Below are 12,643 nucleotides of genomic sequence, written 5' to 3'. Positions count from 1 at the left end.
TAAAACAATTATATTTAAAAGGGATAGTTAATGCCTATTTGTAAGACGGCATTGGCAAAATTATAATCTTTGAACCATCTTTCTGACTGTATTTCAGCAGGGTTATAGGTTTTAAAGCCTAAATCTAAGCGGAAGAGAAAATAAGTAAAATCATACCGTAGGCCAAGTCCGGTACCCAATGCAATGTCCTTTAGGGAGTCAAAACTATCAAAAGTGGCATCGGAATCTTCTACATTATCAAACACGTTCCAGATGTTGCCCGCATCCGCAAAAATGGCACCGTTGATATCCCCAACAATAGGAAACCTATACTCAATATTGAGGGCTAGTTTTAAATTGGCTTCGTTAAAGTCGTTGATGGCCGATACACTTCCTGGCCCCAATGAATAGGGGAACCAAGCACGGTTGTCGTTAGAACCACCTGCAAAATAACTACGTACAAAGGGTATGTTGTCAGAATTACCATAAGGAATGGCAATACCAAAAAATGCCCTTGTGGCCAATACATTGGAGTGGGAGAGGTCCCAATATTTAACATATTCAAATTCATTCTTTATATATTGAGAAAAGGGTACCCCAAATACCAATAATTGCTCATCGTCATTTTTATTGAAGGGTATAAAGTTTGAGAAGGCGGACAAAAGGTTGCCGGCACTTTCCAATTTCCATCTAAATTGATAAAAGCTATTGTCCAGAATGCCATCTCTATTGGTCTTGTTTAGCGTATAATTGGTTGCAAAAATGAGGTTGTTATCTGTTAATCTTTTTCTTCTTTCCTCAATTCGTACAACATCGTTAAAGTCTGATGTTGAAGTAGAAATGATTCCATTTTCAACAGCATTTATAAATCCGGTCGTACCTGATGGTATAATCAAAGTTGGATTGTCCGGGTCAGATTCCGTATCAAAAAAATCGGCTAGCTCAGGTTCGTTTTCGTAGTTGTCGGCAACATCGTCCAAACGCTCAAAAGTATTTCTATAAACATTAAAGAACCTATTGCTATTAACGTTTCGTACAAACTGAATGTTAAGTAATTCTACATTATGGTTTATAAAATCACTGGGTACCCAATTGTATCCTAATACTGTATTGAATGTCTGTTTATCAAGACCTATATTGTTTTGGAAACTGGTACCAATGGCAATGCGGGTTTTTGGCAAGCTGTAATTGGGTATTATTTTAGAAGTATTGATGAATGGAAACCAAATTCGTGGAAAATCTAGAGTAATATCGCCTCCAAATTCTGAAAAATAATTAGCTTCAAATGTATTGTTACTTAAAAGTCCGTATGCACCATCAGCAGAAATACTTAAATTTTCGGCCCCTTTAAAAATATTTCTAATTAGTAAGGTTGTTCCAAGTCCTACACCTAATCTTCTAAGATTGGACCTACTTACTTCAAAATTAGTTCCAAGGGAGTATTTTGGTTTAGGTGCTAAGTAAATATTGGTATTGACCTTGTTCCCTAAACTATCTGCCTCAAAAATGATATTGGGGTATTTAAAAATGTTCAGGGCATTGAGTTGTCTAGATGTACGTATTTTGTCTACATCACGATAAATACTGTCTTTTTTAAAAAAAATGGCATTGGCCAAGGTTTTGGGCTTAATGTCAAAATTTGGAGAATAGTGAATGGTATAATCACCATATTCAATTATATTGATGGAGTCTTGGGTAGAGGTAGATAAATAATCAGTGTAAATATTGATATTATTTATTTTTTCTACTTTATATGAAGATGTGGTGACTTCATTTTCGCCCCTTATTTTTAAATCACCTATGTTAAGGGTAATGTTCATTTTCTGATCGTTGGCAGATTTAACGGTATCCCTGACAATGTCAAAAGTAATGGAGCTTTCTTGAAAATTACGAATGCCGTTATTTCTGAAAATACCGGTTAGTCGCTCCCGTTCCAAGTTAAAATTTGAAAGGTCAAACTGCTGACCCTCCTTGATCAATGAATTTGCTGAATTTAAGAAGTATAAAGAGTCAATGGCAGTTGATGAAATATCATTGGATAGTGAATCTATCATATAGGGATCGCCTAGGGTTATATGGTAATTGACCCTAGCTTTTCTATTGTTCTTGGTCGTATCAATTTCATAACTTGTATTATTGGTAAAATACCCTTTACCTTGATAATATGCACTAAGCCTTGAAAGGCTTAACCGTGTTCTGGTTGTATCTAAAATTGTTGGTGCCTCGCCAATATCCTTAAGCCATTCGCTCAGTCCTTTGACCAAAAAAGATTCCCCAAGACGGTTAACTTGCTTGGCGGACAGTAGTTTCTCCAATCTTTTTTTTCTATTTTCTTTTTTATATAACCAGGCATTATAAGAGGAGTCTGGGTTTTCTTTGGCCAAGTTGTATAAATTTAATCGTAAGGGGTAGCCCAAGACCGTAGAATTAGGTTTTTGGTAAATGAGGCTTTCCACTTCTTCGTTGTTAATTTTTACAGAATCGGCATAAATAAGGTTTTTGGTAACCAAATATTCATCTTCCTCAACTTTTTTAAGTGAGTTGCAGGATAGCAAAACTATTGCCAATAGGGATAATAAGCTTAATTTAGCCATGTTGTTTTTGGAGCAAAGTGCCGTCCTCATAGAAATCAAAAATACATTATTTGTATGGTTGTCAAAAGTGAATTGAAACTTATCAAAAGTCTACAGCAAAAAAAGTACCGAAATGAACACGGACTATTTGTGGTTGAAGGAAAAAAGTCTATTGAGGAAGTGGTAAACTCTAATTTTAGGTGCTACGGAATATATGTTACGGAACCTTTGGAGGTAAATGTTACAAAGGACAAGGTCAATTTAATTTCCCGTAAAGAATTGGCGCAGATAAGCAGTTTGAAAAACCCAAATGGCTTCTTAGGTGTTTTTTATATCCCAGAAAAGATAAACGAGTTTCAATCAGATTGGATCATGGTTTTAGACGGGGTTCAGGATCCTGGAAATTTGGGTACAATTATACGTTTGTGCGATTGGTTTGGGGTGGTAGATATTGTTTGCTCAACGGATACGGTAGACTGTTACAACCCTAAAGTATTACAGGCTACCATGGGGTCTATTACTAGAGTAAATGTTCAATACAAGCCTCTGGATGCCTTTTTAAAATCAACGCAACTGCCAATCTATGGGACGTTTATGAATGGGGATAATGTAAATACTACTCAGCTACCAGAAAAAGGAATTATGGTAATGGGAAACGAGGGTAAAGGAGTCTCAGATGCTATTGCAAAACTATGCACACATAGATTGACCATTCCGCAATATGGCGGAGAAACCACAGAAAGTTTAAACGTAGCCTCTGCTACGGCCATCTTACTTCATGAAATTAGAAAGTAACTAGGTGCTGTAGATTTAAAAATTTATTTTTTGCTAATTGCTAATTGCTAATTGCTAATTGCTAATTGCTAATTGCTATTCAAAAGTAAAATTGATAAAAATACCACGGGTTTTCATGGATTCTATATTTCCGGTCCAAGGGCTGTTGGGGTCTAGGTCCGGTACCAGTTCATCGGTTATGGCAAATACGCCGCGGATAGAAGGGGTAAATTTGAAGTATTGCAAATAAAAATCAATACCAAAACCAAGTTCGTAGTTGTACACCCATTTTTTCATTCTAAACGTACCGGAACTATTATCGTCTAAACTATCTTCATTGCTACCAAGATTTAAACTTCTTGATCCCCCGCCAATTACAAAGGGTTTCCAGTTTCCAAATCTTTTTGCACTTGCTTTTAAAAGTATAGGAAAATTGATGTAGGTAGATTTCACTTCTCTAATGGCATCACGTTCCTCGTCAAATCCGGGAAAACCCATGAGACGGGACCCATAATGTAACCCAGGTTCAAAGCGCAGGTCCAAATGATCGTTCAATCTCATTTCCCCGATCAGGCCTACATTAAAACCAAAGCTTTTGCTTACCAGGATATCTGGTGCGTTCTCCTTGTATTCAAATTTAAAATCGTATTGGTTTAATCCTAAGAAGTAACCCCAGTTCAAGAATTTCTTGTCCTCGTTTTGTTTATTTAATATAGGGTTTTCGTTAAATTGGGCACTTAACGAAGTCGTTGTCATCAATACCAATAAAGGTATAAAAAACCATATCTTCATATATCCTGGTTTACCATTGTAATGCACTTAACCCATATAGCAAAACTTACGATCCTTAAGCGGACTTTTTTGCAATATAGATTGATGCGACCCCAAATGTTTGAGGTTTGTTCGTTACATCTATAAACCCAATTTCGCGTAAAATATTGTTGAACTTTTCCCCATGAGGAAAAACCGATGCGGATTCGCTTAAATAACCGTAAGCGGAATCATCTTTAGAGAATATCCTTCCAATTAATGGAAGAATGTTTTTTGTGTAAAAGCTATAACCTTGTTTGTAGGGTGTTTTGGTAGGTACGGAAGTTTCTAAAACAACTAAAGTACCGTTGGGTTTTAAAACTCTAAGAATTTCTGCCAAACCGGTGGCTAAGGTTTCAAAGTTACGTACTCCAAAAGATACGGTTACGGCATCAAAAGTATTGTCTTTAAATATAAGGTTTTCACTATCGCCAACCACCATCTCAATGGTGCTGTCCAAATTTTTGTTAGTTACCTTTTCTTTTCCAACTTCTAGCATACCAGGTGAAATGTCTAAACCGACAATTTTTTCGGCACCTGTTTTTGTTAAGGCAATGGCTAAGTCTCCTGTGCCGGTAGCAATATCTAGAATAGAGCTAGGTTGTTCTTTTTTTAAAATTTCAACTACTTTCTTTCTCCATTTTATATCGATGCCAAAAGAAATTACACGATTTAGGCCGTCATAGTTTTTGGAAATGGTATCGAACATTTTAGTAACCTGTTCTTTTTTTCCAAGCTCAGAATCTTTGTAAGGAGTAACTTTTTGTGACATTGCAATTTTTTTACAAAGATACAATATACCTTATGCTAAATTCTAATTTTATGAATTGGGTTGATAGTTGTTGGGTTAAAGAATTGAAAATAAATAATAAACTAATTAAATTATGTAATTTTGCCCCATAATAATTGCTACGGTCATCAAGATAATCTTACCATTGATCATAGGTGAAGAAAAAACTTCTGATACTATCTTGATGTTTAGCGGTCTAACAATGTAAATGAAGATTATAATTGCTGGTGCTGGTGAGGTTGGCTTTCATTTGGCTAAATTACTTTCCTATGAATCACAGGATATAACCTTGATCGATAGTCAAAAGGAAAGTCTTGCTTATGCGGACAATCATTTGGATATACGGGTATTAAAGGGCGATGCCACCTCTATAGAAGTATTGCGTGATGCCCAAGTACAAGATTCGGACTTGGTTATTGCGGTAACTTCCTCAGAAACGACCAACTTAACCTTGTGCATGTTGGCAAAACAATTGGGGTGCAAACGTACCATTGCCAGAATTTCAAATACGGAGTTTATACGTCATAAAGACCTTTTAAGATTTTCTGATCTTGGTATAGATGAATTGATTTCTCCAGAGGCATTGGCGGCTACGGAAATACAATTGTTGCTCAATAAATCCGCTTTTAACGATACTTATGAGTTTGAAGAAGGAGAGTTGATCATGGTTGGTGTTTCCTTAATAAAGTCGGCCCCGTTCGTAGGTAAAATGGTAAAGGAAGCTGCAAATATTTTTCCTGAGCTTCATTTTATGCCTATAGCTCTTCAACGTACAGGCACACAATATACGGTAATACCAAGAGGAGATACCTTGTTCAAGGAAGGGGATCAGGTATATTTTATTACGGTAAAAGAAGGTGTTGATGAACTTTATAAGCTTACCGGTAAGAAAAAGGCAGAGATTAAGAATGTAATGATTTTGGGGGGTAGTAAAGTAGGCTATAAAACCGCCCGTGATCTATGTGCCAATAAGTTCAATGTAAAGTTAATAGAGAAGAATAAGGAAAAGGCTTTTGACCTGGCGGATGAACTACCTAATGCGTTAATTATTAACGGTGATGGTAGAAATGTAGAGTTGCTGGAAGAAGAAAGTCTGGAATCCATGGATGCTTTCATTGCCGTTACCGGTAATTCCGAAACTAATATTATGTCTTGCTTGGTAGCGAAATCAAAACATATAAAGAAGACCATTGCCCTAGTAGAGAATATGGACTATTTTCAGCTGTCGCACTCTATAGGTATAGACACTTTGATCAATAAAAAATTATTGGCGGCGAATAATATATTTAGGCATATTAGAAAAGGTGAGGTGGTAGCCTTAATGCGTTTAAACAATTTAAATGCCGAACTGTTGGAATTTATCGTGAAAAGAAATTCTAAGGTCACCGGTTCAATCATCAGGGACTTGGATTTTCCTAAGGCAGCTACCATAGGTGGTGTTGTAAGGGATGGTGTTGGTCATATTGCCCTTGGTGGGTTCAGAATTCAGGAAGGAGACCGGGTTGTAGTATGTTGTTTGCCATCAGAGATTCCTAAAATAGAACGAATGTTCCTTTAGTATGCAATTAAATCTCAGAATTATATTCCATTTAATGGGCCTTCTTTTATTGTGTAATGGGGGGTTTATGCTATTGGCCGCGGTGATAAGTGGAGTGTATAAAGATGGTGCTACATTAAGTATTACATTGGCGTCTATAACCACTATGTTCGTGGGGGTTTTTGCCATGTATTATACACGGGGGCATAAGAAAGAGGTCAAACAGAAAGAAGGGTATATCATAGTAACCTTTGGTTGGATCGTCATGTCCATTTCCGGTATGTTGCCTTATTTATTTAGCGGGGCAATACCAAATGTTACCAATGCATTTTTTGAGACGGTATCCGGGTATACTACAACGGGGGCGTCAATTATGGATGATATTGAGGCCATGCCGCAAGGTATTTTATTTTGGAGAAGCTTAACGCATTGGATAGGGGGTATGGGAATTATAGTACTGGCCATTGCTATTTTACCCTTATTGGGAATAGGGGGCATGCAGCTTTTTTCTGCAGAAGCGCCCGGACCAAGTGGGGATAAGTTACATCCTAGGATAACGGATACGGCAAAACGCTTATGGTTAATATATTTTGGGTATACCATTGCGGAAACCATTCTTTTGCAAGTGGCCGGCATGTCTTTTTTTGATGCAATTAACCATGCTATGGCAACGCTTTCTACGGGGGGGTTTTCTACTAAAAATGCGAGTCTCGCCTATTGGAACGATCAGCCATTAATACAATACATCATCATCTTTTTTATGTTTTTGGCAGGAAGTAATTTCGTCTTAAGCTATTTTGTCTTTAAAGGAAGGTTTCAGAAAGTACTCAAGGATGAGGAGTTTAGGTATTATGCAGGATTTGTAGTTGTTTTTACCTTTATAGTCGCAATCGTAATTTATTTTAAGGCGAATATTACAGATATGACTCCGGGTTATCCTATGGTTTTGGGTGATGCCGAAAGCGCCTTTAGGCATGCACTTTTTCAAATAGTATCTGTTATAACTACTACAGGATTTGTAAGTGCTGATTTTACGCAATGGACACCATTTTTGACCGTATTCTTTTTTGGTCTGTTTTTTCTTGGGGGATCAGCAGGTTCAACTGCGGGAGGTATTAAAGTGATGAGGCATTTGTTGATTATAAAAAATGGGGTGCTGGAGTTTAAACGGACCTTACATACCAATGCCATTATACCGGTTCGTTACAACAATAAGACAGTCAAGGAAAAAATTGTCTATAATATTATCGGTTTTTTTGTCCTGTATATGTTGTTGTTTATAATTGGGGCTTTGGTCCTAGGTTTTTTGGGCTTGGATTTTGAAACTGCCATAGGAGGTGCCGCATCTTCATTAGGTAATGTAGGCCCTGCTTTGGGAAGTTTAAACCCGGTAAGTAATTTTAATAGTTTGCCAGACCTTGCAAAATGGTGGTGTGGATTTTTAATGCTAGCTGGTAGGCTAGAATTGTTTACGGTACTTATTTTACTAACACCTTATTTTTGGAAAAGCACATAAGTAGAAAACAAGGTAATAAAAAAAGTCTCTTCACTAGAAGAGACTTTTTTTATTTGTTAATAAGCGAATTTAGCTTAGCGCTTTCTTGATTCGTGACATTGCTTCTTTAATTTCCTCTACAGAAGCGGCGTATGATATACGAATACAATTACCGTTACCAAAAGCATCACCGGTTACCGTAGCAACATTGGCGGCTTCCAGAATATACATTGAAAAGTCAGACGCATTGTTTATTGTGGTACCATTGAATGTCTTTCTAAAAAAGGAAGTAACATCTGGGTAAACATAAAATGCACCTTCGGGCTCATTACATTTAAAGCCTTCTATATCATTTAATAGGTCTAATATAAGTTTTCGGCGTTCCTTAAATTGATCAACCATATAGGTAATACGGTCTGGAGACTCTTCTAAAGCTGTAATTACCGCACGCTGTGCAATACAGTTGGCGCCACTGGTAACCTGTCCTTGTAATTTATTGGTGGCCCTTGCAATGTAAGCTGGTGCACCAATATACCCTATACGCCACCCGGTCATTGCAAATGCTTTTGCAACTCCGTTTACGGTAACTGTACGGTAATACATGTCTTCAAATTCGGCCATTGAAGCATGTTTTGTAACACCATAATTAATATGCTCGTAGATTTCGTCACTTACCACAATAATGTTAGGGTGATTTTTCAAAACATCTGCAAGTGCGCGCAATTCTTCCTTGCTGTATATGCTTCCACTTGGGTTACAAGGAGAGCTATACCACAACATTCTTGTTTTGGGAGTAATGGCGGCTTCTAACTGTTCAGGAGTCATTTTAAAATCATTCTCCAAAGTTGTCGGTACTTCTACCGGTACACCATCCGCTAATTTTACGATATCACTGTAACTTACCCAGTAAGGGCAAGGCAAGATAACTTCATCGCCTTGGTTTAAAATAACTTGGGCAACATTATATAAAGCTTGCTTAGCACCGGTGGAAACTACGATTTGGGCAGGCTCATAGCTTAAGTTATTATCTCTCTTGAATTTGGTGATGATTGCCTTCTTCAAATCTACATACCCATCTACAGGTGTGTAAGAATTGTAATCTTCATTTACTGCTTTAATGGCAGCTTCCTTGATGTAATCTGGGGTGTTGAAATCTGGCTCGCCTAAGCTAAGACCAATAATATCTTTTCCTTCAGCCCTAAGTTCACGGGCTTTTGCGGCCATTTCTAAAGTAGCGGAAGGGGTAACGCTGTTAATTCTGTCCGAAAGTTGATTGCTCATGGGTACTTTAAATTTCTAATATTGTAATGAAGGCTCTTTGCCTAATTCCTTTAAATGTTTAAAGTGCGAAATTATAGCTTTTCTAGTTGTTTTATACTCATGATAAGGCAAATTAAACTCTTGTGCCGTCTGTTTCACAATTTTTGAAATTTTTGTGTAATGTACATGGCTAATATTAGGGAAGATATGATGTTCCACCTGATGGTTCAACCCACCTGTAAACCAGTTAACGATTCTGTTCTTAGTGCCAAAATTGACCGTCGTAAATAATTGGTGAATGGCCCATGTGTTTTTCATAGTTCCGGTTTGGTCCGGCAAAGGAGTATCCGCATCATCTACAATATGCGCCAATTGAAAAACTACACTAAGAATAACACCTGCCACATAATGCATTAAGAAGAAGCCTATTAAAATTTTCCACCAAGCAATATCAAGTATCAACATGGGCATAACGATCCAGATAGTGATGTATAAAATTTTTGTAATGATCAAAGTGCTCCAGTTTAGTGTGGCGCTAGGTAGTTTACCGTAAGATAGCTTACGTTTCATATACCTATACATTTGTTGAAAATCTGTAGTAATGGCCCAGTTAAAGGTTAATAATCCGTATAGGAAAACAGAATAAAAATGTTGAAACCTATGATGTTTCTTCCATTCTGCGTGTTTGGAAAAACGTAATATTCTACCTGCTTCCATATCCTCATCGTGTTCATGGATGTTGGTATAGGTATGGTGTAGCACATTATGTTGAACCTGCCAGTTATATACGTTACCGGCCAATATATAAATACTGCTACCCATTAATTTATTTACCCATTTCTTATTGCTGTACGCACCATGGTTACCATCATGCATAACATTCATACCAACACCGGCCATGCCAATACCCATAACAATGGTTAATAGAACATTGGCCCATATGGGCAGGCCTAGGGTTAGAATTAAAAAATAGGGTGCAAGAAAAAGGGTGAACATAATTACCGTTTTTAAGTGTAATTTCCAGTTTCCCGTTTTCTTCAATTTATTGGTTTTGAAATAATCGTTTACTCTACTGTTCAAAGTTTTAAAGAACTTTGCTGAATCCGTTCTGGAGAAACGTATGGTTTTTTGTTCCATAATGGGGTAATATTAATTTTTTTATAACTTAATTGAATGTATAATTGTTTGATAGCTTAATTAAAAGCGAAATCTTTGCAAAAGTGAATATACTAATAAAATCTATTTACAAAGATACGGATGACTGTTGAAACCATATTTGAATATTTTCCCAATTTATCGGAAAATCAAAAAGAACAATTTAAGAAGCTAGAGGAGTTGTATAAGGATTGGAACCAAAAGATCAACGTGGTGTCCAGAAAAGATATAGATGAATTGTACCTAAGACATGTTTTGCATTCCCTGGGAATTGCAAAGTTTACTTCCTTTAATAATGGGGCTTCCATTTTAGACGTGGGTACAGGGGGTGGCTTTCCTGGTATTCCCTTGGCTATATTATATCCAGATGTTCATTTCACTTTGGTAGATTCCATTGCAAAAAAAATAAAAGTGGTCAATGAAGTGGTAGAGGGTTTACAATTGACCAATGTCACTACCATAAATAAGAGGGTAGAGGAAATACCGGGTCAGTTCGATTTTATTGTGAGTAGGGCAGTAGCCGCAATGCCAACCTTTGTACATTGGGTTAAGGGAAAAATCAAGAAAGTGTCCCAACATGATATCCGTAACGGTATTCTTTACTTAAAGGGTGGGAATTTAGAAGAGGAACTAAAGGACTACAGAACCGCTCAAATTTATGAATTGACCAAGTATTTTAAAGAAGATTTTTTTGAAACTAAAAAACTAGTATATCTGCCTCAGAAGTATACAGGCAAATAGGATTAATTTGTTGGTTCTTTTTCTAGCATACCTTCTCTATAGGTGCCAAATTTATCCTTAACCCCGTACCCTTCCTCTTGTAAAGAAAAGGTTGCCGCATCTGCCTCTGGCAGTAATTGGTCCTTATAATATACATTGGTTTTATCCTTACCGTACCAACGCCCTATCACCTCAAAGTTTTGAGCATCTATATTTTTTAATGGTTTACCCACAAAATATATTTGATTATTACATTTTAAGTACTCTTGGCTCAACAGTACGGCATCCTTGGTCGTAGATGTCTTTACAGCGGTTATGGCAGAATCTTCAGATGCATTTTCTGGATAGTTTAAATAAAAAATAGTATTTGCATCAAAGGCATAATAACTATCCTTTAATATGTCAAAGCCTTCTTTGTTTGCTTGGGTAATGGTATAAAAGTTTCCATTTATATGGGCATAACAAGAATCTTTATCTACACTGTAGTGTTGATTTAAGTGTTCAAAACTTTTAAAATCTACGGGTACTTTTTGGTTGCGATAATAGTAGTTTTTATCATCTTTCGCCCAATCTATATCGTAATAAGAATAGCTGGTAGGATTAGCATTTTTTATTATAGTTGCACTTAGTTGGGCATTGGGATCAGTACCTTCAGTTGTAAACATATATACATGTTTGTCATCAAACCCAATATCTTCGTTTAAATCACCTTCTTTAATATAGAAATGCTCAATGGAAATGTCATTTTTATTGATAGGCTTGGAATAATAATAAATCTGGTTCTGGTCTTTGCTTAAAGTGGAATTAAGTACTTCAAAAGATTGCACATCTACCTGCATGGCTGTTTTGCCTATTGCAAACCAATTACCTTGTCTACTCCAAATAACATCCGTATTGTTTTTATTGAAATAATGGTTTTTGGAAATTTGTGGATTCACAGGTTCGCCCAAAGGACTACAACTATTTAGAATAAAGGTAAAAGGTGAAAGCAAAATACCTAGGATTACCTTGCCAATACTTTTTTTCATGTTTGATTTTTGAATTTTATTAATTAACGGCAGTAATTAATAAAAATTGCCAACTTGAAAATAGCTGAAAATGAGGCTTATGTGTACTTATAGGTGCTAAGTTGGTGTTATGGAATTAAAATTTTTATAAGATTTAAAAGGTTGTTGTTTATTAAATTTTCCAAACCAAAATTCACGTTATTAAAAATTTCAGTTTTTCAAAAGTGACCCTTGTAAAGGGTAAAATGGTTGCTTTTTAGGATAGATAAGATGTTCCATATACCTCATTTTTAGAATTTAAGGCATAAAAATATCATTGGGAGAGAATATAACCTTGAATCTTTTTAGGTAAATAGAAGAGGGTAGATGACTTACATTGGTTTCAAGTCGTATTATGTATATTCTAAACCAATTATTAGGAGTATACTAGCTTTTAGACGCTAAAAGTATTGTTGTTAACTTACTTTCTACAAGCAAATGGTTATTATTGAATAGGGCAAGGTTATTTAATCCTTCAGCTAAATAGGTTTGAGGAAATTTTCC

Annotated in this window: 10 protein-coding genes; 4 read left to right on the top strand and 6 right to left on the bottom strand. The window is 36.3% G+C overall.

Annotation, left to right across the window (positions count from 1 at the left end):
• Positions 1 to 14: 14 nt before the first annotated feature.
• A complete protein-coding gene (locus tag ABVM52_RS03305) occupies positions 15 to 2,573 on the bottom strand; it encodes a BamA/TamA family outer membrane protein (RefSeq protein ID WP_405383693.1) in 2,559 nt (852 codons plus the stop codon).
• A 54-nt stretch (positions 2,574 to 2,627) separates the two neighbouring features.
• Here ABVM52_RS03305 and ABVM52_RS03300 point away from each other — a divergent pair, with 54 nt between their 5' ends.
• Positions 2,628 to 3,347 carry a TrmH family RNA methyltransferase gene (locus ABVM52_RS03300; RefSeq protein WP_405383691.1) on the top strand — a complete coding sequence of 240 codons (720 nt, stop codon included), beginning with the start codon at positions 2,628 to 2,630 and terminating at the stop codon, positions 3,345 to 3,347.
• A 75-nt stretch (positions 3,348 to 3,422) separates the two neighbouring features.
• Here the strand turns inward: ABVM52_RS03300 and ABVM52_RS03295 are convergent, their stop codons facing one another.
• Together ABVM52_RS03295 and ubiE are read right to left on the bottom strand one after the other, a co-directional pair.
• The gene (locus ABVM52_RS03295; RefSeq protein ID WP_405383689.1) at positions 3,423 to 4,118 is read right to left on the bottom strand and encodes a porin family protein; all 696 of its coding nucleotides are present in this window, start codon (positions 4,116 to 4,118) and stop codon (positions 3,423 to 3,425) included.
• Positions 4,119 to 4,173: 55 nt separating this feature from the next.
• The gene (ubiE, locus tag ABVM52_RS03290; protein ID WP_405383687.1) at positions 4,174 to 4,908 is read right to left on the bottom strand and encodes a bifunctional demethylmenaquinone methyltransferase/2-methoxy-6-polyprenyl-1,4-benzoquinol methylase UbiE; all 735 of its coding nucleotides are present in this window, start codon (positions 4,906 to 4,908) and stop codon (positions 4,174 to 4,176) included.
• A gap of 226 nt (positions 4,909 to 5,134) precedes the next feature.
• On the opposite strand from ubiE, the gene trkA reads away from it, so the two are divergent.
• Positions 5,135 to 6,484: a Trk system potassium transporter TrkA gene (gene trkA / locus ABVM52_RS03285; protein WP_405383685.1), complete on the top strand. Its 1,350-nt coding sequence runs from the start codon at positions 5,135 to 5,137 to the stop codon at positions 6,482 to 6,484.
• Position 6,485: 1 nt separating this feature from the next.
• On the top strand, positions 6,486 to 7,979 hold the full coding sequence (locus tag ABVM52_RS03280) for a TrkH family potassium uptake protein (RefSeq protein WP_405383683.1): 1,494 nt from the start codon (positions 6,486 to 6,488) through the stop codon (positions 7,977 to 7,979).
• Positions 7,980 to 8,048: 69 nt separating this feature from the next.
• Here ABVM52_RS03280 and ABVM52_RS03275 read toward each other — a convergent pair whose 3' ends face one another.
• Both ABVM52_RS03275 and ABVM52_RS03270 read right to left on the bottom strand, forming a co-directional pair.
• On the bottom strand, positions 8,049 to 9,239 hold the full coding sequence (locus tag ABVM52_RS03275; RefSeq protein WP_405383681.1) for a pyridoxal phosphate-dependent aminotransferase: 1,191 nt from the start codon (positions 9,237 to 9,239) through the stop codon (positions 8,049 to 8,051).
• Positions 9,240 to 9,254: 15 nt separating this feature from the next.
• Positions 9,255 to 10,355: a fatty acid desaturase family protein gene (locus ABVM52_RS03270; protein WP_405383679.1), complete on the bottom strand. Its 1,101-nt coding sequence runs from the start codon at positions 10,353 to 10,355 to the stop codon at positions 9,255 to 9,257.
• 120 nt (positions 10,356 to 10,475) lie between these two features.
• Between ABVM52_RS03270 and rsmG the strand changes: the two genes are divergently transcribed.
• Positions 10,476 to 11,114 (top strand): 16S rRNA (guanine(527)-N(7))-methyltransferase RsmG, encoded by a 639-nt coding sequence (rsmG, locus tag ABVM52_RS03265; RefSeq protein ID WP_405383677.1) that lies wholly within the window; start codon positions 10,476 to 10,478, stop codon positions 11,112 to 11,114.
• A gap of 2 nt (positions 11,115 to 11,116) precedes the next feature.
• On the opposite strand, the gene ABVM52_RS03260 is transcribed toward rsmG, so the two are convergent.
• Positions 11,117 to 12,121: a DKNYY domain-containing protein gene (locus tag ABVM52_RS03260; protein WP_405383675.1), complete on the bottom strand. Its 1,005-nt coding sequence runs from the start codon at positions 12,119 to 12,121 to the stop codon at positions 11,117 to 11,119.
• Between the last annotated feature and the right edge of the window lie 522 nt (positions 12,122 to 12,643).

It is taken from the genome of Maribacter sp. LLG6340-A2 (assembly GCF_045057105.1).
GTDB lineage: Bacteria > Bacteroidota > Bacteroidia > Flavobacteriales > Flavobacteriaceae > Maribacter.
The sequence above is the reverse complement of the archived record's forward strand: the minus strand, read 5'-3'. Positions and strand labels throughout refer to the sequence as shown.